Genomic DNA, 23,879 nt, shown 5'->3' with positions numbered 1-23,879 from the left:
ATGCAATATGGAAGAAAACAGAAGCTACACCATGCCCCTCATCGGAGACAAGGCCCCCTCCTTCTCCGCCGTCACCACCCAGGGTCCCATCAACTTCCCCGAGGACTACAAGGGCAAATGGGTGATCCTCTTCTCCCACCCGGCGGACTTCACCCCCGTCTGCACGACCGAGTTTATGACCTTCGCGACGATGGCGGACGAGTTCAAGGCGCTGAACACCGAGCTGATCGGCCTGTCGGTCGACTCCCTCTACGCCCACATCGCCTGGCTGCGCAAGATCCAGGACCTCGAGTGGAACGGCATGAAGGGCGTCGAGGTCAAGTTCCCGCTCATCGAGGACATCAAGATGGAGGTCGCCAACAAGTTCGGCATGATCCAGCCCTCCTCCTCGACCACCCAGGCGGTGCGCGCGGTCTTCGTCATCGACCCCGAGGCGGTCATCCGCACGATCCTCTACTACCCGGCCTCCACCGGGCGCAACTTTGACGAGATCAAACGGATCGTCGTCGCGCTCCAGAAGGCGGACGCCGAGCAGGTTGCGACCCCGGCCAACTGGCGCCCCGGACAGGACGTCATCATCCCGACCGCCGGCTCCTGCGGCGTGGCCAAGGAGCGGATGGAGTCGCAGGACGAGGAAAAATACTGCCTCGACTGGTTCCTCTGCTTCAGGCGCGAAAAAAAGTGACCCTCCAAACACGCTGACATCTTTTATTTCTTTTACCTCCCCTGGAGGCCGGCCCCGCGCACTGCGCGGGGCCGGCCCGTTTTTGCGGGGAAGGGGCGGAAGGCCTTTCCAAAACCATACGATTATGGTATTATATCGTCTATAGGATCATATCGTCAGAAGGAACCGGAAAGGGGGCGGCGGGATTGCTGCAGGCGGATTACGAGGCGTTCCTCGAGGGGGGACTGCCCTTTTGGAAGAAGCTGGACGACATCCAGCGCGCGCGGCTGCGGGAGACGGTGACGGCGCGCAGGTACGGGAAGGGCGAGACGATGCACGCGGGTTCGGAGGACTGCGCGGGGCTCTTCCTCGTGAAGGAGGGGCAGGTGCGGGTGTACATCCTCTCGGAGGGGGGCAAGGAGATCACCCTCTACCGGCTTTTCCCGTGGGATATCTGCATCTTTTCGGCCTCCTGCATGCTGCGCAACATCAGCTTCGACGTCTACGTCGAGGCGGAGAAGGAGACAGACGCGCTGCTGATCCCCACGACCGTCTACTCCACGCTGTCAAAGGAGTCTCTCGCGGTGTCCGACTACACCAACCAGCTCATGTCCTCGCGGTTCTCCGACGTGATGTGGGTGATGGAGCAGGTGCTCTTCATGAGCTTCGACAAGCGCCTCGCGCTTTTCCTGCTCGAGCAGGCGGAGATCGAGGGGACGGACCGGCTCTCCATGACCCAGGAGGTGATCGCCCGCAACCTCGGCTCGGCGCGGGAGGTCGTGACGCGGATGCTCAAGTATTTCCAGTCGGAGGGGCTGGTTTCCCTCTTCCGCGGCGGGGTGGAGATCACCGACCGGGAGGGGATGGAAGCCCTTTCCAAGCGGGTTTAGCGGAAAAATCAGTCCGACAATCGGTGAAATGGTTTGCACGGCGGGGATGGAAAAAATCTTTTTTATGCACAATCACTATTTTTGCTTCCAGAAAATTGACAATATGACGGTGCGTGCTATAATATCAGCAGGAAACGTGGATGAATGGCGAATGATATTGCGAAAGGGCGTTACAAATGGCGAAAAAGACTGCACAGCACACGAAAATTACGAGCGGCGTTTATTACCGCATCCTCTCCGCGCGCAGCGGCAAGGCGATGGAGGCGGACGCCAACAACCGCATCCAGATGTACGACGTCACCAACGCGGCCAACCAGTTCTGGGCGTTTGAGCCGGCTGACGGCGGCAGCTACCGCATCGTGAACCGCCAGTCGGGCGAGGTCGTGGACGTCATCCTGGCGGGCACCGAAAACGGCGCGCAGATCCACCAGTGGGAGGACGTCGGCGCGGAGAACCAGAAATGGCTCCTCGTCCCCGCCGCGAACGGCTGCTACAAGATCCAGTCGAAGCTCTCCGGCCGCTGCCTGGATATCGTCGGCCTCTCGGACGAGAACGGCGCGCCGATCCAGATCTGGGACGACATGGACGGGGACAACCAGCTCTGGAAGGTCGAGGACCCCAACGCGCCCAAGGAGGAGCCGGTGAAGAAGGCCGCCCCCAAGGCCCCCGCCAAAAAGCCTGCGGCAAAGAAACCGGCCGTCAAGAAGGAAACCAAGACCGCGCCGAAAGCGGAAGCCAAAGCCGCGCCGAAGGCGGAAACCAAGACCGCTCCGAAGGCGGAAACCAAGGCCGCGCCGAAGGCGGAAACCAAGGCCGCGCCGAAGGCGGAAACCAAGGCCGCCCCGAAGGCGGAGGCCAAGGCCGCGCCGAAGGCGAAGACCGCGGCAAAACCCGCCGCGAAGAAGGCCGCGGAGAAAAAATAAACTGGACAAAATCCCTCAAAATGCAACCCCGTCCATAGCGGGGTTGCATTTTTATGACAAGGTTCACAGGAAATTCACAGAAAACTGTCCCGGAATCCCTCCGGATATGGTATACTTTGTGGGGATTTTCAAAGGGTTTGGCTCTTTAGAGGAAACTTGGAGATTTCCGCGGTATACTCTCGTTATGTCAGCAGAAGACGAAACGCAAAGGAGCGGGCTATGGAACACAACTACGACGCGGTCATTGTCGGCAGCGGGTTTGCCGGGGCGGTCACGGCGCGACGGCTGGCCGAGGCGGGCAAGCGGGTGCTCGTGCTGGAAAAGCGGTCCCACATCGGCGGCAACGCCTACGACAGCCTCGACGGCGCGGGCGTCCTCGTCCACCGCTACGGGCCGCACATCTTCCATACGAACAGCGAGGCCGCCTGGCGGTTCCTCAGCCGGTTCACCGAGTGGCACCCCTACCGGCATGAGGTGGTCGGCAGCATCCGCGGGAAATTCGTGCCCATCCCCTTCAACCTCCATTCGGTCGACCTCTGCTTCGCGCCCGTCAAGGCGGCGCGCCTGCGGGAGCGGCTGATCGCCGGCTACGGGCCGGGCAGCCGGGTCCCGATCGCGGAGCTGCGCCGCCAGAGCGATCCCGAGCTCCGGGAGCTCGCGGAATACATCTTTGAAAACGTCTTCTGCCACTATACCGAAAAGCAGTGGGGCACCCCGCCCGACGCGGTGGATCCCTCGGTGCTGAAACGGGTGCCGGTGCTCGTCTCGGAGGACGACCGCTATTTCCAGGACACCTGGCAGGGCATCCCGGCAAAGGGCTATACCGCCCTCTTCGAGCGGATGCTCGATTATCCGGGCGTCGAGGTGCGGCTGGGGACCGAGGCGTCGGAGCGGCTGCGCGTGGGGGAGGACCGGGTCTATCTGGACGGGGAGCCGTTCGGCGGCGTGACCGTCTACACGGGCGCGCTCGACGAGCTCTGCGGCTGTTCGCTCGGGCGGCTGCCCTACCGCACCCTCGATTTCCAGTTCGAGACGCTGCCGGTCACCTGGTTTCAGCCGAAGGGCACCGTCAACTATACGGTCGACATGCCCTTTACGCGGATCACCGAGTTCAAATACTTTCTCGGGCAGGACCTGCCGGGCCGGACGACGATCGTCAGGGAGTTCGCGCGGGACTACGCCGGCAAGGCGGGGGAGATCCCCTACTACGCGGTGAAAAACCCCGGGAGCGACCGGCTCTACGCGGCCTATCTCGAAAAAATCTCCGCGGTGCCCCGGTTTTACCTGTTGGGGCGGCTCGCAGAGTACCAATACTACAATATGGACGCGATCGTCGCGCGGGCGCTCGAACGCGCCGACGAGATCCTCGCGGGATGGGAGGCGACGGCATGAAGCTGATGACCTATGTGGTGCCCTGCTACAATTCCGAGGCGTACATGCGCAACTGCATCTCGACGCTGCTGGCGAGCGGCGGGGAGGAGCTGGAGATCATTCTGGTGGACGACGGCTCGATGGACGGGACCGGCCGCATCGCGGACGAGTACGCGGCGCGGTATCCGGAGATCGTTCGCGCGGTCCATCAGGAGAACGGCGGCCACGGCGAGGGGGTCAACCAGGGCATCCGCAACGCGCGGGGACTCTATTTCAAGGTGGTCGATTCGGACGACTGGCTCGACGTGCCGAGCGCGAAGGAGCTGCTGGCGACCATCCGCCGCCATCTGGAAAACGGCAGCCCCGCCGACCTCTATATCTGCAACTACGTCTACGAGCACGAGACGCAGGGCAGCCGCGTGATGCGCTACCGCAGCACCCTGCCGGTGGGGCGCATCTTCGGCTGGAGCGAGATCAGATCCTTCAAGCCCTGGCAGTACCTGCTCATGCACTCGCTCGTCTACCGCACCGCCCTGCTGCGGGAATGCGGGCTCGAGCTGCCCAAGCACACCTTCTACGTCGACAACCTCTTCGCCTACATCCCGCTGCCCTATGTGAAGACCCTCTGCTATCTCGACCTCGACCTCTACCGCTACTACATCGGCCGGGAGGACCAGTCGGTGAACGAGGCGGTGATGATCCGGCGGATCGACCAGCAGCTCCGGGTGACCCGGCTCATGGCGCAGGCCTACCGGGGAGAGCGGCTCGCGGCGATGGACCGCAAGCTGGTGAAATACCTGCTCAACTATGTGACGATGATGATGACGATCTCCTCCGTCCTGCTGACGGTGGACGGAAGCCCCGAGGCGCTGGAAAAGCGCGCGGCGCTCTGGAGCTGGCTGAAGGCGGAGAACCCCGGATGGTATTCGGCCATCCGCTACCGGTCGATCGCGACGTTCGTCAACCTGCCCGGCGCGTTCGGGCGGCGGCTGAGCGTCCAGAACTACCGCCTCGCCCGGCGGATCTATAAATTCAACTAGGTCCGGCGCCCGGACCCCGTGAGGAAACAGGTGATCTGATATGATAAGGAACTGGAAGACAACCCTCTACAATTACCGGCATGCGGCGCTCCTGCTCTATTTTGTGCCCTATATGCTCTGGTTCGGCTGGCTGCAGGGCAACGCCCGCCCCGAACACTGGGCGGGTTCGTGGATCGACACGCTGATCCCCTTCCAGGAGATCTTCGTCATCCCCTACCTGCTGTGGTTTTTCTACGTCGCGGCGGCGGTGGGCTATTTCCTCGTTCGCTCCAAGCCCGACTATTTCCGGCTGTGCGCCTTCCTCTTCGGCGGCATGACCGTCTGCCTCGCGATCTATACGGTATTCCCCAACGGCCAGATCCTGCGGCCGCTCGTCTTCCCGCGCGACAACCTGCTCACCGACGCGGTGCGCACGATCTACCTGGCGGACCCGCCGATCAACGTCTGCCCGAGCATCCACTGCTTCAATTCGATCGGCGTGAACATCGCGATCCGCCGCAGCGAGCTCGGCCGGCGGCATAAGGCCGTCCGCTGGGGCTCGGAGGTCCTGATGGTGCTCATCTGCATGTCCACCGTCTTTATCAAGCAGCATTCGATCGCGGACGTCTTCGCGGCGATCCTGCTGGCGGTGCCCTTCTACTTCGTGGTCTACCGCGGCGCCGAGCTCGCGAGAGCCTTCCGTCCCGCGCCCATCCGGACCCGCAAGGTCAAATTTGAAAATCCGTGACGGCGCTGCCGCACACGCATCACCGCCCCGGCCCGCAGAAGCGGGCCGGGGCGGTTTTTCGCGCGGCGGGCCGGGATTTCGGCGTTGTCCGCCGGAGGCGGACAAAAAAACGGCCGCAGCGCGGCCGTTTTTGAAATCCCGGGGGTTATGCCTCGTAGTCCGCGACGACCCGCTCGGTGATGACCTTGCGGATGAATTCGCGCATTTTGAGGTGTTCAGGATGCTGGTCGTAGGCCTTGAGGGCCTCCTGCGAAACGAATTCGGAGTAGAGGACGAGATCGAAGCCCTTGGGGTTGATGTTTTTCCCCACCTCAAGGGTCAGGATGCCGTCGATGACGCCGTTCAGTGCTTCGAGCCCCTGCTTGATGAGCCGGGCGTTGTCCTCGCGGGTGTTGCCTTCTGCGACCTCTTCCAGTTTCCACATGACGATGTGCTTGACCATGATGTGTTGGACTCCTTTGTCCGGCGCGCGGCCGGTTTGTTGATGCCATTATCCTAGCATAAATGCGTTCCAGGTACAATCATTTTTATGCTTCTTTATACAATCTTAATATACTCCCGCGCGCCCCGCGGCTATGCGTGCCAAAAACTTCCGGGAGGGCGGCGCGCGGAATTTGGCATACTAAGGAAAACAAAAATTCTGCCGGCCGACAGAGGCCGCAAGGAGGAAGAAGTATGAAACGATTGACCGCATGGACGCTCTGCGCCCTGCTTTTGACAGGCCTGCTGGCGGGCTGCCGGGCGGCGGGACAGGACGGGGGCGAAAGCCGGGGCAGCCAGCCGTCCGCCTCGCTCGAGCCGAACACCGCCTCCCGGGAGAGCGCCCCGCAGGCGGACGTGCTGAAGACGGGGCTCGCGGTGATCACCTCGGCCGCCGACTCCACGTCCGCGGCCGGCGAAGAGGGGCTGGCGGACATCGGTTCGACGGCGGTCGCCCTGCTGGTGGACGGCGACGGACGGATTGCGGCCTGCGCGATCGACGCGGTGCAGAGCAGGATTCCCTTTACGGCGGACGGCGCGCTCGCGCTCAACGCGGGCACGGTGTTCCCCTCCAAGCGGGAGCTCGGGAAGGACTACGGGCTCGCGGAGGCGTCGGGCATCGGCAGGGAGTGGTATGAGCAGACGGCGGCGTTTGCCTCCTATGTCACCGGCAAGACGGTCGCGGAGGTAAAGGGCATGGCGCTTGACGAGCGTACCGCCCCCACGGAGGCGGAGCTCTCCTCCTCGGTGACGATCGCGGTGGGCGGCTTTATCGACGGCATCGAGAAGGCGGCGCGGAACGCGCAGGCGCTCGGCGCGCGCGAGGGGGATTCCCTCGGGCTCGGGATCGCCACCAACATGCGGAACTCCAAGGGCGCGGGGGAATCGGAGGGGACCGCGCAGGCGGATTCCACCTACGCGGCCGTTTCCTTCGCACCGGACGGCACGATCACGAGCTGCGTGCTCGACGGCTCGCAGGGCGCCGTGCGCTTTGACGGTTCGGGCGCCATCACCTCCGACCTGAACGGCCCCTTCCGCACAAAGAACGAGCTGGGCGACAGCTACGGCATGCGCGAGGCGTCGGGCATCGGCAAGGAGTGGTACGAGCAGGCCGCGGCCTACGCGCGGTACGCCGCGGGCCGCACGGTCGGCGAGCTGGAGGAGCTCTCCGTCACCGAGAAGGGCGCGCCGGCGGGCGGGGAACTGGCCTCGTCCGTCACGATCTCGGTCGGCCCCTTCAACGAGGCGCTGCGCAAGGCCGCCGCCTACGCGGAGTAGGAAGAGAAACGGAAAAAAGCGAAAGCCCGGCGCAAGCCGGGCTTTTGTTTTTGCGCTTCGCGCCTGTTCCGCGCTTTCTGAAGAAAGCGCCCAAAGACTTTAATCAGGCCCGCCGCCGTCCGGCCTGTCTTTTGCGGCCCATGCCCAAGGCGAACATCCGCTGAGGCCCCCCCGACACTGGGCCCGCGGGTCGCCGCAGTAATGCGCATGCGCCTCACGGCAGTCGCTCTGCACTCTCTGTTCCCGCCCGTTGGGAGCGCCCGCAACCTGAATTGAGCCCTCAGCTGGTGTACCCGTGGGGAGCGGCTGTAACCTGCGGGTCATGGCAAGGTGCTCCCGGGGGATACCGCTTAAAGTTCCGGCCCGCAGGGCCGGGTCCGCGTAGCGGACTCAAGCCGGGGTCGCGGGGCGGAGCGCCCGCGACTGCGGTCCGCAGACCGCGTTTCGGAGGCCAACCGCCGAAGGCGGCTCTTAGGCCGGAGATCGGCCGTCGCGCGTAGCGCGCTCCGGGCGCAGCCCGGGCAGGCCGCCCAAGGCGGAAGTCCCTTAGGCGGACTTTTGGTTCCTTTTCGTCCGTCCGAAAAGGAACCCGAGGCGCGCGGCGGAACGCGCTCGTGATTCTTGCCGCCCACGGGCGGCAATTCCCGTAAAGCGCCCGCCGCCCGCAGGGCAAAAAATCCAAAGCCGCCGGCGGCCGCCAGACTCTCGACAATATCGTCCGTTTGCGGTAAAATCGATGGAGATCACCGGAAAGGGGGAGACGCCCGTGGCGAAAAAGATGAGGCTTTACCTGCTGGCAGAGGGCTATGTGCAGGGGGTGGGCTTCCGCTACTATGTCAGCTATACGGCGCGGGGGCTGGGGCTCACCGGCTGGGTGCGCAACCGGGAGGACGGCGCGGTGGACATGGAGGTGCAGGGCGCGCCCGACGCGGTGGAGGCGTTTACGGCGGCGGTGCGGCGCGGCAGCCACTACAGCGAGGTGCAAAACCTGACGGTGCAAAAGCTCGATCCGATCGAGGAGTACGGCTTCCGCACGCTGAATTAGGAGGGGAAGGGATGACGCGGACGGCGGGCGGCGTGGAATACGAGCTGACCCGGAAGGCGGTCAAAAACCTCAATCTGCGGGTGCGCGCCGACGGGACGGTGCATGTTTCCGCGCCCCGGCGCACGCCGCTTTCCGAGGTGGACGGGTTTGTCGCGGGCCGCGCGGCGTGGATCGCGCGGGCGCGGGAACGCCTGGCGGCGCATGCGGGGGAGGCCGAGGCGGCGCGGGAGGCGTACACCGACGCGGAATGTCTCGAGGCGTTCACGGAGGTGAGCGACCGGATCTATCCGCTCTTCGCGCGCCTGCTGCCGGAAAAGCCCGAGCTGCGGGTGCGGTGGATGAAGAGCCGCTGGGGGGTGTGCTGCCCGGCGAAGAACCGCATCACCCTCAACAAGCAGCTGATGGGAAAGCCGCGTGCGGCGGTGGAATACGTGGTGCTGCACGAATACGTGCACTTTCTGCACCCCGACCACCAGGCGGGGTTCCACGCGGAGATGGCAAAATGGATGCCTGACTACAGGGAACGGCGTAAACTGCTGAAAACGTGAGGATTTGGATGAAATGACAAAAAGAGCGGAGGATTTTACATATTGTTAAAGAATTAACACATTGAAAAAGAAACCGAAATGTAGTATCCTTATAGAAAGAAAACGGATGGGGCCGTCGCGCGGGAAAAGGGGAACGAAACAGCGGCCCCTCCGGGAAAACAAGAACCGGAGGAAACGACATGGAAATTTACGTCTGCATCGGAAGCTCGTGCCATCTCAAAGGCTCTTACAACATCATCAACGCGTTCAAGGAGCTGATCGCGGAATACAAGCTGGAGGACCGGGTGAGCCTGAACGCGTCCTTCTGCCTCGGCCACTGCCAGCACGGCGTGACGATCAAGGTGAACGACGAAATCGTCACCGGGCTCAACACCGACAACGCCCGGGAAATTTTCATTGATAAGGTCGTGAAGGAGCTGCAGCCGCAATGACCGACGTACTGAGCCTCAAGAAGGCCAACTGTAAAAACTGCCACAAGTGCATCCGCTCCTGCCCGGTCAAATCGATCCGTTTCGCCGACAACCAGGCGAAGATCATCCCGGAGGAGTGCATCCTGTGCGGGCGGTGCGTCGTCGTCTGCCCGCAGAACGCGAAGCGCGTGCGCAGCGACCTGACCGAGGTGATCGGGGCGGTGGGCTCCGGCAAGCGGGTCATCGCGACGCTCGCCCCCTCGTTTATCAGCGAGTTCCCCGTCTCGGGGATCGGGGAGATGGAGGGATACCTCAAAAAGCTCGGGCTGTTCGCCGCGCGGGAGACCGCCGAGGGCGCCTATATCGTCAAGAGCGAATATGAAAACCTCATCCGCGATCACAAACAGGAGGTCATCATCTCCTCCTGCTGCCACACGGTCGTCACCCTCATCCAGAAGTATTTCCCGGCGGTCATCCCCTGTATCGCGCCGGTGATCTCCCCGATGATGGCCAGCGCGAAGCTCATCAAGGAGGAATACCCCGACGCCTACGTCGTCTTCATCGGCCCCTGCATCTCCAAAAAGGACGAGATGCAGAAGGTCCCCGGCTACATAGACTGCGTGCTCACCTTCGACGAGCTCGTGCAGTGGTTCCAGATGCGGCATATCGAGGTCGCGCCCGCCCCGGTGGCGGAGAGCGAGGGACGCGCCTCCCGCTTCTTCCCGCGCACGGGCGGCATCATCGAGTGCATGCACACGCGCGGCACCGGCTACAAGTACATCGCGGTCGACGGGGTGGAAAACTGCGTGCGCGCGATCGAGGCGATCGAGCGCGGCGGCCTCAAGGGGTACTTCGTCGAGATGAGCGCCTGCGAGGGCAGCTGCATCAACGGGCCCGCGGCGCGCGCCTACCAGGAGAACCTGCTCGGCAGCCGGGTGCGGGTGGACGAGTTCGCCCAGCCGGACGAGGACAAAAAGCCCGACTTCGACATCGCCTGCGGTTTCGGCCTCGCGCGCCACATCCCCAACGAGTTCGTGCACGAGCCCGACCCGCCCGCGGCGGCAATCACCGACATCCTCGCGCGCATGGGCAAAACCAAGCCGGAGGACGAGCTCAACTGCGGCTCCTGCGGCTACCCGACCTGCCGCGACAAGGCCAAGGCGGTCTACAACGGCAAGGCGGACATCACGATGTGCCTGCCCTACCTGCTGGAGAACGCGGAGAGCTTCTCGAACAACGTGTTCGCGGTGTCTCCCAACGCGATCCTGGTGCTCGACGACCGGCTGACCGTCCAGCGGATGAACATGTCCGCCTGCCACCTTTTCAACATCCCCAAGTCGAAGGACGCGATCGGCAGGGACGTGATCGACCTGATCGACCCGACCGATTTCCAGGATGTGCTTGAGACGGGCAACGATGTGATCGACAAGAAGATGTACCTGGCGGACCTCGACAAGCACGTCGAGCTGACGGTGGTACGCGACGCGGACCACCACTGCCTGTTCGGCATCTTCAAGGACATCACGGCGGAGCAGGCGCGCAGGGAGAAGTACATCGAGCGCCGCGCCCAGACGATCGACATCACCGACAAGGTGATCGAAAAGCAGATGCGCATCGTCCAGGACATCGCGTCGCTGCTGGGCGAAACGACCGCCGAGACGAAGATCGCGCTGACCAAGATCAAGAACACCGTGCTCTCGGAGGACGAGTAGCCATGGAAAAACTGTTTATGGAGAACGGCTACATCAGCCTCAACAAGTACGGCGAGCAGCTGTGCGGCGACCGCGTCGAGGTGAAGAACAACCCGAGCGGCGACTTCACGATGGTGCTGGCCGACGGGCTGGGCAGCGGCGTCAAGGCGAACATCCTCTCGACCCTCACCTCCAAGATCATCGCGACGATGATGGACAGCGACATGACCGTGGAGGACTGCGTGACGACGATCGCGCAGACGCTGCCCGTCTGCTCGGTGCGCCAGGTGGCCTACGCGACCTTCACGGTGATCAAGGTGCACGGGGACGAGGTCTCCCTCATCCAGTACGACAACCCCGACGTGATCATGCTGCGGGACGGCAGAAGCGTCGACTACGAGCGGACCGAGAAGACGATCGCGGGCAAGAAGATCTACGAATCCCGCTTCCCCGCGCGCCTGGGGGACGTGTTCGTCGCGATGAGCGACGGCGTCATCCACGCGGGGGTGGGCCAGTCGCTCAACTTCGGCTGGGAGCGGCCGAACGTCGTCGAATACCTCGAGGCCCACTACAACGCGGCCATGTCGGCCAAGGCGGTGGCGGGGCTCGTGAGCGACGCCTGCCGCGATCTCTACATGGGAAAGCCGGGCGACGACACGACGGTGGCCGCGCTGCGCATCCGCGAGCGCCAGCTCGTCAATCTGATGATCGGCCCGCCGGTCAACCCGGAGGACGACGAAAAGATCATGCGGCTCTTCTTCGGGCAGGGGGGCAAGACGATCGTCTGCGGGGGCACGACCTCCACGATCGTGGCCAAATACCTGCACACCTCCGTCAGGACCTGCCTCGACTACCTCGACCCCGAGATCCCGCCGATCGGCTTTATCGAGGGCGTGGACCTGTGCACCGAGGGGGTGCTCACGATGAAGCACGTCGTCGAGCTCGCGCGGCGGTATTCGTCGGGCACCGACACCTACAGCGAATGGATCGGCAAGAAGGACGGCGCCTCGCTGATCGCGCAGATGCTCTTTGAGAGCGCGACCGACGTGAACCTCTTCGTGGGGCGGGCGATGAACCCGGCCCACCAGAACCCGGATATGCCGATCGATCTTTCGATCAAGCTGCGGCTGATCGAAGACCTCGCCAAATACCTCGAGCTGATGGGCAAGACGGTAAGGGTGAGCTACTACTAGATGACCAAACCCGCGGCCAGCCGCGTCAATGGAGGGTAACAGATGCAAATTACCGAACGCAATTTCGACACCAACGTCCAGATGCTGAAATACAAGGTCCTCAAGGGGGTTGTCGAGCACTTCGACCAGGGGACGCTCGAGAGCGCCTACCGGGACATCCCGATGGACATCGCCCCCGGCCCCAAGCCGACGACGCGCTGCTGCGTCTACAAGGAGCGCGCGATCATCACCGAGCGGGTCCGCATGGCGATGGGCGGCGACAAGGAGAACGCCAACGTCATCGAGGTGCTGCGCATCGCCTGCGACGAGTGCACGGTCAACCGCTACCACGTGGGCTCGGCCTGCCGCGGGTGCATCGCGCACCGCTGCGAGCACGCCTGCCCGACGGGCGCGATCGAGGTGCGCGACGGCAAGGCGCGCATCAACCAGGAGAAGTGCATTGAGTGCGGCAAGTGCGCGACCGCCTGCCCCTACACCGCGATCATGAAGTACACCCGCCCGTGCGAGAACGCCTGCAAAATCGGCGCGATCAGCATGCACCGGGACAACTCCGCGAAGATCGACAACGACAAGTGCATCTCCTGCGGCGCCTGCGTCTACCAGTGTCCGTTCGGCGCGATCGTCGACAAGTCGTTTCTGCTCGACGCGCTGACGATCATGCGGGAGAGCGAGAACAACACGAAATACAAGGTCTACGCGGTCGTGGCGCCGTCGATCTCCTCCCAGTTCAGCTATGCCAAGACCGGGCAGGTCGTGACGGGGCTTCGGAAGATCGGCTTCCACAGCGTCATCGAGGCGGCGCTCGGCGCGGACATGGTGGCCTACGCGGAGGCCGCGGAGCTCGTTGAGAAGGGCTTTTTGACCAGCTCCTGCTGTCCGGCGTTCGTCGCCTACATCAAGAGCGCCTTCCCGGGGCTTGTGGACAAGATCTCCCACAACCCCTCCCCGATGGAGGCGGTCGCGCGGTTCATCAAGCGGACCGACCCCACCGCGAAGTGCGTCTTCGTCGGCCCCTGCACCGCCAAGAAGATGGAGTTCCAGCAGGAGCATATCACCGGCATCGACTGCGTCATCACCTTTGAGGAGCTCCAGGCCCTCTTCGACGCGCGCGAGGTGAACGTCGAGAACCTCGAGGAGAGCCTGCTCGACAACGCCTCCTACTACGGGCGCATCTTCGCGCGCAGCGGCGGCCTCTCCGACGCGGTGGCCGAGGCGCTCAAGGAGCACGGCATCCCGGAGGACCAGTTCAAGGCGAATCCGATCGCCTGCGACGGCATCGAGGAGTGCAGGATCGCGCTGCTCAAGGCGAACAAAAACCTGCTGCCCAACAACTTCATCGAGGGCATGGCCTGCGTGGGCGGCTGCATCGGCGGCGCGGCCTGCGTGACCCATGGCCCCAAGGACAAGACCGAGGTCAACAAGTACGGCCAGCTCGCCAAGGAAAAAACGATCCTCGACGCCATCGCCGTTACACAAATTGCCAAATAATCCGCCCCGAAATGCAGGACTTTGCAAAAAGTCCTGCATTTTTTCTGCCATTTTATCCGAACGCGCTTGATTTTCCGGCGGAATTCCGCTATGATAGAAAGCTGAAAGAGGATCACCTTGCGTTTTGCAGGATGCAGAAGGAAAGGATCGGATATGGGCCAGGATTTATTGGCGCTCATCGGCAAAATGACCCCGCAGTTTTCCAAGGGGCAGCGGCTGATCGCCAACTACATGATCAACCATTTTGACAAGGCGGCGTTCATGACCGCCAGCAAGCTGGGCAGCACGGTGGGGGTGAGCGAATCGACCGTCGTGCGCTTCGCGTCGGAGGTGGGCTTCGCGGGCTACCCCGAGCTGCAGAGGGCGCTCCAGGAGCTCATCCGCAACAAGCTGACCACCGTGCAGCGGATGGACGTGACGAGCGACCAGCTCGAAAACGCCGACGTGCTCGCCAAGGTGCTCGGCAAGGACATCGAAAAGATCCGCCGCACCCTCGAGGAGACGAGCCGCGCCGATTTCGAGTCGGCGGTCGGCTGCATCTGCGCGGCGAAGAGCATCTATATCATCGGCGTGCGCTCCTCGTCGGCGCTCGCGCAGTTTTTGAGCTTCTACTTCAACCACATCTTCCCGAACGTCCGCCTCATCAACACCACCTCCCGCAGCGAGATGTTCGAGCAGATCATGCGCATCGGGCCGGAGGACGTGTTCATCGGCATCAGCTTCCCGCGCTACTCCAAACGGACGGTGCAGGCCTCCCACTTCGCCGCCCGGAGCGGCGCGAAGGTCATCGCGCTCACCGACTCGAACCAGTCTCCGCTGGCAGAGAACGCCGACTATGTGCTGATGGCGCGCAGCGACATGGTCTCCTTCATCGACTCGCTCGTCGCGCCCCTCTCCCTCATCAACGCCCTGATCGTGGCGGTGGGCATGAAAAAGCACGACGAGATCGCCCGCACCTACGACCGCCTCGAACAGATCTGGGACGAATACGAGGTCTACGAAAAGCGCGGGGAGGAAGCCGGTGTCTGACCTTGTCGTGATCGGCGGGGGAGCCGCCGGGCTGTTCGCGGCGGGCTTCGCCGCGAAGGGCGGCGCGTCGGTCACGGTGCTCGAGCGGGGGGCGCGCCCCGCCCGCAAGCTGCTGATCACCGGCAAGGGCCGCTGCAACGTCACCAACAACTGCTCGCCCGAGGACTTTTTGCGGAATGTGCGCACCAATCCGCGCTTCCTCTACGGCGCGGCCAGCGCCTTTTCCCCGGCGGACGCGATGGCGTTCTTCGAGTCGCTCGGCGTGCCGCTCAAGACCGAGCGGGGAGGCCGGGTGTTCCCGGTGTCCGACCGGGCGGCCGACGTGGCGGACGCGCTCGTCCGCTTTGCGAAGGCGTCCGGCGCGCGGCTGGTAACATCCGCGCGCGTGACTGACATCCTGGCGGAGGACGGAGGCGTACGGGGCGTGCGGCTGGAGGACGGCCGCGAGCTTTCCGCGGACGCGGTGCTCGTCGCCACCGGCGGGTGCAGCTATCCCGCGACCGGCTCGACGGGGGACGGCTGGCGGCTGGCAAAGGCGCTCGGCCATACGGTCGTCCCGGCGCGGGCCTCCCTCGTGCCGGTGCGCGCGAAGGAGCCGTGGTGCGCCGAGCTGATGGGGCTTTCCCTCAAAAACGTGACCCTCACCCTGCGGGACGCGCGGGGAAAGGCGGTCTTCTCCGAGCTGGGGGAGATGCTCTTCACCCATTTCGGCGTGTCGGGGCCGCTGGTCCTCTCCGCCTCCTCCTACCTGGCGGGGGACCCGGGGGGCTTCCGGATGGAGATCGACCTCAAGCCGGGGCTCGACGACCGGCAGCTCGACGCGCGGCTGCTGCGGGACTTTTCCGCGGCGAAAAACCGCGACTTTGCAAACGCCCTCGACCAGCTCCTGCCCAAAAAGCTCATCCCGGTCGCGGTGCGCCTGAGCGGGATTCCGCCCGACCGCAAGGTGAACGCGGTCACGCGGGAGGAGCGGCGGGCGTTCGCCGCGCTTTTAAAGGCGCTGCCGGTCACGCCGGCGGGGCTGCTGCCCGTCGAGGCGGGGGTGGTCACGGCGGGCGGCGTGGCGGTCCGGGAGATCGACCCGCGCACGATGGAGTCCAAGCTCGTGAAGGGGCTCTATTTCGCGGGGGAAGTGATCGACGTGGACGCGCTGACTGGGGGCTACAACCTCCAGATTGCCTGGTCGACGGCCCTCCTGGCCGCGAAGGGCGTCAATCGGAACGGATAAAAGGAGAGAAACGGATGATTTCGATAGCGATAGACGGACCCGCGGGCGCGGGCAAGAGCACGATCGCCCGCGCGATCGCGAAGGAGCTCGGCTATATCTATGTGGACACGGGCGCGCTCTACCGCGCGATCGGCCTCTACGCCAACGCCAACGGTGTGGCGACGGACGACCCGGCGGGGGTCGAGCGGCTGCTCGGCGGCATCAAGGTGGAGCTGCGCTATAAGAACGGGGAGCAGCGGGTGTTCCTCAACGGCTACGACGTGTCGGAGGAGATCCGCCGCCCGGAGGTCTCGATGGCCGCGAGCAATGTGAGCGCCATCCCGGCGGTGCGGCAGTTCCTCTTCGCGCTCCAGCAGAATATGGCGGTCGAGCACGACGTGGTCATGGACGGCCGCGACATCGGCACGATCGTGCTGCCCGGCGCGCAGGTGAAGATCTTCCTGACGGCGTCGCCCGAGGAGCGGGCGCGCCGCCGGTACGACGAATTGAAGGCCAAGGGGCACGACGTCGACTATGACGCGTTGCTCGAGGAGGTCAGGCAGCGCGACTACAACGACTCGCACCGGGCGATCGCGCAGCTTAAGCAGGCGGACGACGCCCTGCTCGTCGACACGACGGGCAACACCCTCGAGCAGTCGGTCCAGGTGCTCACCAAGCTGGTGAAGGAGAGGCTGCGCGATGTTTTATAAGGTCGTAAGGGCGCTGTGCGCCGTCTTCCTGCGGCTGGCCTTCCGGTTCCGGGTGGTCGGCCTCGAAAACGTCCCCGACGGCGGGGGATTCATCCTCGCGGCCAACCACCGCTCCAACTGGGACCCGGTGCTGGCGGGGATCCCGGTCAAGCGCCACAAGGTCTGCTACATGGCCAAGGCGGAGCTCTTCCAGAAGAACGCGCTCTTCGCCAGGATCATCACCGCGCTGGGTGCCTTCCCGATCGAGCGCGGCAAGGGGGACACCGGCGCGATCGACTGGGCGGACCGCATCATCACCGGGGGCGGCGTGCTGGGGATGTTCCCCGAGGGCACCCGCTCGAAGACGGGAACGCCCGGCCGCCCCAAGTCGGGGGTCGCGATGATCGCGCAGCAGACGGGGGCGGACGTGGTGCCCTGCGCCGTCTGTTTCGGGGAGCGGATCGGCTTCCGGTCGCCGGTGACCGTCCGCTACGGAAAGCCGATCGAAAACGCGCGGTTCGGGTTCGGCGCGGAGATCGCGCCGCACGAGCTCAAGGAGGCCAGCCGCCTTGTGATGGACGAGATCGTCAGGCTGCTGGAGGACGGGATTTGAAACGGATCACGGTGGCGAAGACGGCGGGCTTCTGCTTCGGGGTCCGGCGGGCGGTGGACGCCGCCTTCGCGGAGGCCCGTTCGGGGACGCCCGCCTGCACGCTCGGGGAGCTCATCCACAACCCCCGGATCGTGGAGGAGCTCGCGCGCGCGGGCGTGCGGGTGATCGAAAGCCCCGCGGAGAACACGGACGGCCGGACGGTGATCATCCGGTCGCACGGGGTGCCGCCGCAGGTCTACGAGGAGCTGGCGGCGTCGGGCGCGCGGGTGGTCGACGCGACCTGCCCCTATGTCGAGAAGCTCCACCGGCTTGCGGCGGAGCACTCGGGGGAGAGCGTCACGCTCATCGCGGGGGACCCCTCCCATCCGGAGGTGGTGGGGATCGCGGGCTTCTGCGAGGGGGAGACGCACATCTTCCGTTCGGCGGAAGAGCTTGACAAAATCATTCCGATTTTGGATAATGGTGGAAACCGGCCCGTCACCCTGCTTGCACAGACGACTTTTTCGGTGCCGGAATGGGAAAAATGTGTAGAAAAACTTAAAAAAGTGTGTACAAAGCTCCGAATATTTGATACAATATGTATTGCTACTGAAAAACGACAGTCTGAGGCGCGGGAGCTGGCGGCCCAAAGCGATGCGATGATCGTGATCGGCGGCCGGAAAAGCTCCAACACCGCCAAGCTGGCGCAGCTCTGCGGGGCGTATTGCGACACCTTTCTGATCGAGTCTGCGGCGGAGCTGCATGATCTCGATCTGGGCGGTTATACTAGGATTGGCGTTACAGCGGGCGCGTCGACGCCGGCTTGCATAATTAAGGAGGTACATAAAACCATGAGTGAGATTCTTAAAGATCAGGACGAGCTTTCTTTTGAAGAGATGTTGAATGAATCCTTCAAAACAATAGATAACAGGGAGAAGGTCACAGCGACCGTCACGGGGATCGCGCCGAACGAGATTTCCGTCGACATCGGCACCAAGCACGCGGGCTACGTCCCGCTGTCCGAACTGACCGACGACCCCAACGCGAAGCCTGAGGAGCTCGTCAAGGTTGGCGACCAGATGGACCTGCTGGTCGTGCGCGTCAATGACGTCGAGGGCACCGTGATGCTCTCCAAGAAGCGCCTCGATGCAATTGCCGGTTTCGAGAAGGTCATGAACGCGGTGGACACCGAGGAGATCCTCGAGGGCACCGTCGTGGAGGTCATCAAGGGCGGCGTGCTGGCGCTGACCAACGGCGTCAAGGTCTTTATCCCCGCCTCCCAGGCCACCCTTTCCCGCAACGACAGCCTGGAGGACCTGCTCAAGAAGAAGGTCCAGTTCAAGATTCTGGAAGTCAACCGCCAGCGCAAACGCGCGGTCGGTTCGATCCGTGCGGTCCTGCGCGAGCAGCGCCGCGAGCTCGAGGAGAAGTTCTGGCAGGAGGTCGAGGTCGGCAAGCATTACACCGGCGTCGTCAAATCCCTCACCAGCTACGGCGCGTTCGTCAACCTGGGCGGCGTGGACGGCATGGTGCACATCTCCGAGCTGAGCTGGAACCGCATCAAGCATCCCTCCGAGATCGTCAGCGTGGGCGACACGGTCGAGGTCTACATCAAGGACATCGACGCGGAGAACAAGAAGATCTCCCTTGGCTACAAGAAGGCGGAGGACAATCCGTGGGTCATCATGCAGCGTGACTACGCGGTCGGCACCGTCTGCACCGTCAAGGTCGTCTCGATGACCCCGTTCGGCGCGTTCGCCCAGATCATCCCGGGCGTGGACGGGCTCATCCACATCAGCCAGATCTCCAACGAGCGGATCAACAAGCCCTCCGACGTGCTTGCGATCGGCCAGGAGGTCGAGGTGAAGATCACCGAGCTCGACAGCGAGAAGAAGCGCGTCAGCCTCTCGATCCGCGCGCTGCTCGCCGACAAGGCGCCCGCGCCGGCCGAGGAGGAAGCTCCCGCCGCCGAGGAGTCCGCCGTTGTCTACGAGGCCGGCCCGGACGGCGCGCAGGGCGAGATCCCCGAGGATTCCGCGGAATAAACAGAACCGTTTTACCGGCAGGGCGCTTCGCGTCCTGCCGGTTTTCATTTGGGAGCGGCGTTTTGGGACGGGGCCTGCCGAAGAAACCGCTTTGGAGCCGTATATTGTGTTTTTGGCAAAAAAGTGGTACAATATCTCTTACTGTATGAATGGCAAGCATCGATGACTTTTACGGTTTTCCCGCCGCGCGGGGCCTTCCGGCCTCCGCGCCCGGTTTCCTGCGGATTTTCCGCGGGGACGGCGGGAGGTATCTGCGGAAAACGGAGGAATCTACGTGCCGATAAAACGCTGGAACGTCCGGCGCCCCGACGAGGCGGCGGCCAAGCGGCTCGCGAGCGAGCTGGGCCTGCCGCTGATTGCTGTGCGGGTGCTGGCCGGCAGAGGGTATGACACCCGGGAAAAGATCGAACGCTTCCTGTCTCCGGACGGGACGCTGACCGACCCGCTGGCGATCCGCGACATGGATAAGGCCGTGGCGCGCATCCGGCGGGCGCTTTCCGATGGGGAGCGGATCGCCGTCTACGGCGACTACGACTGCGACGGCATCATGTCGACGGTCGTGCTCTACAGCTATCTCGAGTCCGCGGGCGCGGACGTCTGCTATTACATCCCCCAGCGCGACCGGGAGGGCTACGGCCTCAACCGGGAGGCGCTGAAGCTCATCCACGACGACGGGGTGCGCCTCGTCATCACGGTGGACAACGGCATCACGGCGATCGGTGAGGTGGAGTACGCCTCCTCGCTCGGGCTCGACGTGGTGATCACCGACCACCACAAGCCGCGCGAGGTGCTGCCCGCGGCGGCCGCGGTGGTCGACCCGCACCGCCTCGACGACGAGAGCGGGTGCGAATATCTCGCGGGCGTGGGGGTGGCCTTCAAGCTCATCTGCGCGCTCGAGGGGGACGACGGAGAGCTGATGCTCGACCAGTACGGCGACCTCGTCGCCGTGGCGACGGTGGCGGACATCGTGCCGCTCACCGGCGAAAACCGCACGATCGTGCGGCGGGGGCTCGAGAGCCTCCAGAACACCGACAACGAGGGCCTGGCCGCGCTCATCCGGGTGTGCGGCATGGCGGATAAGCAGCTCTCCTGCGAGAACATCGCTTACGGCATCGTGCCGCGCATCAATTCGGCGGGCCGGTTCGACTGCGTCGACAACGCGATCGAGCTTTTCGTGGGAGGCGGCGACGAGCCTGAGGAGCTGGCCGGGGGGATCAACTCCCTCAACGAGAAGCGCCGCGCGATCGAGGACCAGATCGTCCGGCAGATCATGCAGCAGCTTGAATCGGACGCCGAGGCGCTCGGCCGCCGGGTGATCGTCATCTACGGCGAGGGCTGGCACCACGGCATCGTGGGCATCGTGGCCTCACGCATGGTCGAGCGGTTCGGCAAGCCCTGCATCGTGCTGTCGGTCGAGGGGGAGAACGCGCGCGGCTCGGGCCGCAGCGTCGAGGGCTTCTCGATCATCGACGCGATCGACTCCTGCTCCGAGCTGCTCGTGCGCTACGGCGGGCACAACCAGGCTGCCGGGCTGACGGTCCCGATGGAAAAGCTGCCCGCCTTCATCGAAAAAATCAACCTCTGGGCGGCGGAGCACTACCCCGAGATGCCCCAGCAGACGATCAACATCGACTGCGCCCTCTCGCCGCGCCAGCTCAACGTCCACTCGATCCAGCCGCTCGCACTGCTCGAGCCGTTCGGCTCGGGCAACGAGCTGCCCGTCTTCCAAATTCCCGGCTGCACCCTCCAGGGGGTCTACCCCATCGGGGAGGGCAAGCACCTGCGGCTGCGGTTCGCGGGGGAGGACACGGTCTTTTACGCGGTCTATTTCGGCGTGTCGCAGGAAAACTTTCCCTATGCGGTCGGCGAGGTGGTCGATCTGGCCGCGACGGTCGACGTGGGGGAGTGGAACGGCGAGCTGCGCGTCTCGGTCAAGGTGAAGGACATCCACCTGACGGGGATCGATTACGATAAGATCCACCACTCGGAGCAGGTCTACCAGCGGCTGCGCCGCAGCGAGCCGGTGGAGGAGCCGGCGAGGGCGCAGGTGGTGCCCAGCCGGGACGACATCGCGGTGGTCTACCGCTACCTGCGCTCGAAGGGCAACCTTTCGGCGCCCGACGAGGTGATCTACGCGAAGCTGCGGGGGAACATCTCCTGCCTGTGCAAGCTGAAGCTCGCGATCGACGTGCTCGACGAGATGCACCTCGTTACCCGCGGCCCGGGCGGCAGGCATGTGGCGGTGGTGCCCAATCCGCAGAAGGTGGATATCTCCCAGTCGAAAATCCTGCGGGAGCTGCAATCCCGAAGCCTGCCGGCCGGCGTATGAACCGGCAACCTGGTTGCGGGCAATCGCCCGTGATGGAGGAAGCGAATGAAATACTATGTAATTGAAGATCTGCTGCAGGCGATCGAAAAGAGCGGCCGTCCCTACGACCGCGAAAAGATCCTTGCGGCCTACGAGGTGGCCAGAGAGGCCCACAAGGGCCAGTGCCGCGTATCGGGGGAGCCGTATATCTCCCACCCGATCGCCGTCTCGATCATCCTGGTCGACCTCGGCATGGACAGCGAATGCGTCGAGGCCGCGCTGCTGCACGACGTGGTGGAGGACACCGACGTCACGGCCGAACAGGTCCAGAAGCAGTTCGGCGCGGACGTGGCGCTGCTCGTGGAGGGCGTGACCAAGCTGGGCAAGATCAGCTTCACCTCCCGCGAGGAGCAGCAGGCGGAGAACGTGCGCAAGATGCTGCTCGCCATGGCGCAGGATGTGCGCGTGATCATCATCAAGCTGGCCGACCGGCTGCACAACATGCGCACGATCGAGGTCATGCCCGAGCAGAAGCGCCGCGACAAGGCGCTTGAAACGATGGAGGTCTATGCACCGCTGGCGCACAGGCTTGGTATCCGCGCGGTCAAGGAGGAGCTCGAGGACATCTCCCTGCGCTACCTCGACCCGGTGGCCTACCACGAGATCGAAAAGATGCTCGAGCTCAAAAAGGCCGACCGCCAAAGCTTCCTGGAAAAGATCAAGGCGAAGATCCGCGAGCGGCTCGCGTCGGAATACAGCGAGGTCTACATCGACGGGCGGGTCAAGAGCGTCTACGGCATCTACCGCAAGGTCTACATCCAGGGCCGCGCCTTCGAGGAGATCTTCGACATCTACGCGGTGCGCATCATCGTCGACTCGGTCAACGAGTGCTACAACATCCTCGGCATCATTCACGACCTCTTCCGGCCGCTGCCCAACCGCTTCAAGGACTACATCTCCACCCCCAAGCCGAACATGTACCAGTCGCTCCACACGACGGTCATCGACAAGGAGGGCATCCCCTTCGAGGTGCAGATCCGCACCTGGGATATGCACCACACGGCGGAATACGGCATCGCGGCCCATTGGAAATACAAGGCGGGCATCACCGGGCACGACAAGCTCGAGGAGCGCCTCGCGTGGATCCGCCAGCTCATCGAGAACCAGAAGGAGGCGGACGACGTCGAAGACATCGTCCGCTCGATCAAGAGCGACCTCTCGCCCGAGGAGGTCTACGTCTTCACGCCCAAGGGGGACGTGATCGCCCTGCCGGTGGACTCGACGGTTATCGACTTCGCCTACGCCATCCACACCGAGGTGGGCAACCGGATGGTGGGGGCAAAGATCGACGGGCGGATGGTCGCGCTCGACACGCCGGTGCGCACCGGCCAGATCATCGAGGTCGTCACGACCAACGCGAAGGACCACGCGCCGAGCCGCGACTGGCTCAAGATCGTCAAGACGACCGAGGCGCGCAACAAGATCCGCAACTGGTACAAGAAGGAGCGCCGCGAGGAGAACATCGAGCAGGGCCGCGCCGAGCTGGAACGGGAGTTCCGCCGCAACATGATCACCCTGCCGGAGGGCAAGGCGAAGGAGTTCCTGCTCGCGATCGCCAAGCGCCAGCACTTCGAGGTGGTGGACGACTTTTTGGCGGCGGTCGGCTACGGTGGCGTGCTGCTCTCCAAGATCATGCCGCGCGTCAAAGAGGACTACGTCAAGATGTACCGCACCGTCGAGCCGGAGGACCCGACCGAGCGGGTGCCAATCAAGCCGCACCGCGTGAAGGGCGCCTCGAGCGGCGTGATCGTCGAGGGGCTGGACAGTTGCCTGGTCAAGTTCGCGCGCTGCTGCAACCCGCTGCCGGGGGACGAGATCATCGGCTTCGTGACGCGGGGCTTCGGCGTGTCGATCCATAAAAAGGACTGCGCGAACGTCATAAACTCCATCAACGACCCGAACAACGCCGAACGCTGGGTGCGGGCCGAATGGGCGATGGAGAGCGCCAAGAAGGAGCACTTCAAGAGCACGATCGAGATCGTCACCGACGACCGCATCGGCGCGCTGGCGGACATCTCGGTGGCGCTTTCCACGATGCGCATCTCGATCAGCACCCTGATGGCCCGCGAGGTCAAGACGGGGGAGAACATCGTGACGGTGACCTTCACGGTCAGCGACATCGATCAGCTCAACTTTATCATCGGAAACCTCAGAAAGATCCCGGGCGTGACGAGCGTCACAAGGTCTGTGCAGTAGCGGCC

The 23,879-nt window shown here is 64.0% G+C and carries 21 protein-coding genes; 20 read left to right on the top strand and 1 reads right to left on the bottom strand.

Going from position 1 to position 23,879, the window contains the following annotated elements:
• The first annotated feature begins 7 nt into the window (after positions 1 to 7).
• The 6 genes from C1A13_RS09705 (at position 8) to C1A13_RS09680 (ending at position 5,615) form a co-directional block, all read left to right on the top strand.
• Entirely contained in the window at positions 8 to 685 is a 678-nt protein-coding gene (locus C1A13_RS09705; RefSeq protein WP_101551492.1) for a peroxiredoxin, read from the top strand.
• Positions 686 to 870: 185 nt separating this feature from the next.
• Positions 871 to 1,554 (top strand): Crp/Fnr family transcriptional regulator, encoded by a 684-nt coding sequence (locus tag C1A13_RS09700; protein WP_242970848.1) that lies wholly within the window; start codon positions 871 to 873, stop codon positions 1,552 to 1,554.
• A 176-nt stretch (positions 1,555 to 1,730) separates the two neighbouring features.
• Positions 1,731 to 2,477: an RICIN domain-containing protein gene (locus C1A13_RS09695; RefSeq protein ID WP_101551490.1), complete on the top strand. Its 747-nt coding sequence runs from the start codon at positions 1,731 to 1,733 to the stop codon at positions 2,475 to 2,477.
• Between the two features lie 219 nt (positions 2,478 to 2,696).
• Entirely contained in the window at positions 2,697 to 3,869 is a 1,173-nt protein-coding gene (gene glf, locus C1A13_RS09690; protein WP_101551489.1) for a UDP-galactopyranose mutase, read from the top strand.
• Positions 3,866 to 4,888: a glycosyltransferase family 2 protein gene (locus C1A13_RS09685; protein ID WP_101551487.1), complete on the top strand. Its 1,023-nt coding sequence runs from the start codon at positions 3,866 to 3,868 to the stop codon at positions 4,886 to 4,888. The genes glf and C1A13_RS09685 overlap by 4 nt, the downstream gene beginning before the upstream one ends.
• A gap of 40 nt (positions 4,889 to 4,928) precedes the next feature.
• A complete protein-coding gene (locus tag C1A13_RS09680; RefSeq protein WP_101551484.1) occupies positions 4,929 to 5,615 on the top strand; it encodes a phosphatase PAP2 family protein in 687 nt (228 codons plus the stop codon).
• A 145-nt stretch (positions 5,616 to 5,760) separates the two neighbouring features.
• Here C1A13_RS09680 and C1A13_RS09675 read toward each other — a convergent pair whose 3' ends face one another.
• Positions 5,761 to 6,057, bottom strand: a complete 297-nt coding sequence (locus C1A13_RS09675; RefSeq protein WP_101551481.1) for a Dabb family protein — start codon at positions 6,055 to 6,057, stop codon at positions 5,761 to 5,763.
• 233 nt (positions 6,058 to 6,290) lie between these two features.
• Here C1A13_RS09675 and C1A13_RS09670 point away from each other — a divergent pair, with 233 nt between their 5' ends.
• The 14 genes from C1A13_RS09670 (at position 6,291) to C1A13_RS09605 (ending at position 23,874) form a co-directional block, all read left to right on the top strand.
• A complete protein-coding gene (locus tag C1A13_RS09670; RefSeq protein ID WP_101551479.1) occupies positions 6,291 to 7,373 on the top strand; it encodes a hypothetical protein in 1,083 nt (360 codons plus the stop codon).
• A gap of 766 nt (positions 7,374 to 8,139) precedes the next feature.
• Positions 8,140 to 8,418, top strand: a complete 279-nt coding sequence (locus C1A13_RS09665; protein WP_242970847.1) for an acylphosphatase — start codon at positions 8,140 to 8,142, stop codon at positions 8,416 to 8,418.
• A gap of 11 nt (positions 8,419 to 8,429) precedes the next feature.
• Positions 8,430 to 8,966 carry a M48 family metallopeptidase gene (locus tag C1A13_RS09660; protein WP_101551475.1) on the top strand — a complete coding sequence of 179 codons (537 nt, stop codon included), beginning with the start codon at positions 8,430 to 8,432 and terminating at the stop codon, positions 8,964 to 8,966.
• A gap of 179 nt (positions 8,967 to 9,145) precedes the next feature.
• Positions 9,146 to 9,397 (top strand): (2Fe-2S) ferredoxin domain-containing protein, encoded by a 252-nt coding sequence (locus C1A13_RS09655; protein ID WP_101551473.1) that lies wholly within the window; start codon positions 9,146 to 9,148, stop codon positions 9,395 to 9,397.
• On the top strand, positions 9,394 to 11,088 hold the full coding sequence (locus C1A13_RS09650) for a [Fe-Fe] hydrogenase large subunit C-terminal domain-containing protein (protein ID WP_101551471.1): 1,695 nt from the start codon (positions 9,394 to 9,396) through the stop codon (positions 11,086 to 11,088). The genes C1A13_RS09655 and C1A13_RS09650 overlap by 4 nt, the downstream gene beginning before the upstream one ends.
• A gap of 2 nt (positions 11,089 to 11,090) precedes the next feature.
• Complete coding sequence (locus C1A13_RS09645; RefSeq protein ID WP_101551470.1) at positions 11,091 to 12,260, top strand: SpoIIE family protein phosphatase; 1,170 nt, start codon at positions 11,091 to 11,093, stop codon at positions 12,258 to 12,260.
• A gap of 42 nt (positions 12,261 to 12,302) precedes the next feature.
• A complete protein-coding gene (locus C1A13_RS09640) occupies positions 12,303 to 13,748 on the top strand; it encodes a 4Fe-4S dicluster domain-containing protein (RefSeq protein WP_101551467.1) in 1,446 nt (481 codons plus the stop codon).
• Positions 13,749 to 13,901: 153 nt separating this feature from the next.
• Positions 13,902 to 14,777, top strand: coding sequence for a MurR/RpiR family transcriptional regulator (locus tag C1A13_RS09635; RefSeq protein ID WP_101551465.1), 876 nt, complete (start codon positions 13,902 to 13,904; stop codon positions 14,775 to 14,777).
• Entirely contained in the window at positions 14,770 to 16,005 is a 1,236-nt protein-coding gene (locus C1A13_RS09630; RefSeq protein WP_101551463.1) for an NAD(P)/FAD-dependent oxidoreductase, read from the top strand. Before C1A13_RS09635 ends, C1A13_RS09630 begins: the two co-directional genes overlap by 8 nt.
• Positions 16,006 to 16,019: 14 nt before the next feature.
• Positions 16,020 to 16,694 (top strand): (d)CMP kinase, encoded by a 675-nt coding sequence (gene cmk / locus C1A13_RS09625; protein ID WP_101551461.1) that lies wholly within the window; start codon positions 16,020 to 16,022, stop codon positions 16,692 to 16,694.
• Positions 16,684 to 17,286, top strand: coding sequence for a lysophospholipid acyltransferase family protein (locus C1A13_RS09620; RefSeq protein WP_101551459.1), 603 nt, complete (start codon positions 16,684 to 16,686; stop codon positions 17,284 to 17,286). The genes cmk and C1A13_RS09620 overlap by 11 nt, the downstream gene beginning before the upstream one ends.
• Positions 17,283 to 19,310 (top strand): bifunctional 4-hydroxy-3-methylbut-2-enyl diphosphate reductase/30S ribosomal protein S1, encoded by a 2,028-nt coding sequence (locus tag C1A13_RS09615; protein ID WP_101551457.1) that lies wholly within the window; start codon positions 17,283 to 17,285, stop codon positions 19,308 to 19,310. The genes C1A13_RS09620 and C1A13_RS09615 overlap by 4 nt, the downstream gene beginning before the upstream one ends.
• Positions 19,311 to 19,584: 274 nt before the next feature.
• Positions 19,585 to 21,639, top strand: a complete 2,055-nt coding sequence (gene recJ / locus C1A13_RS09610) for a single-stranded-DNA-specific exonuclease RecJ (RefSeq protein ID WP_172439238.1) — start codon at positions 19,585 to 19,587, stop codon at positions 21,637 to 21,639.
• A 45-nt stretch (positions 21,640 to 21,684) separates the two neighbouring features.
• Positions 21,685 to 23,874, top strand: a complete 2,190-nt coding sequence (locus C1A13_RS09605; protein WP_101551454.1) for a RelA/SpoT family protein — start codon at positions 21,685 to 21,687, stop codon at positions 23,872 to 23,874.
• Positions 23,875 to 23,879: the final 5 nt, after the last annotated feature.

This window comes from Anaerotruncus massiliensis (ex Togo et al. 2026), assembly GCF_900199635.1.
In the GTDB taxonomy this organism is placed as follows: Bacteria; Bacillota; Clostridia; order Oscillospirales; family Ruminococcaceae; genus Anaerotruncus; species Anaerotruncus massiliensis.
This window is presented reverse-complemented; position numbering and strand designations above follow the sequence as displayed.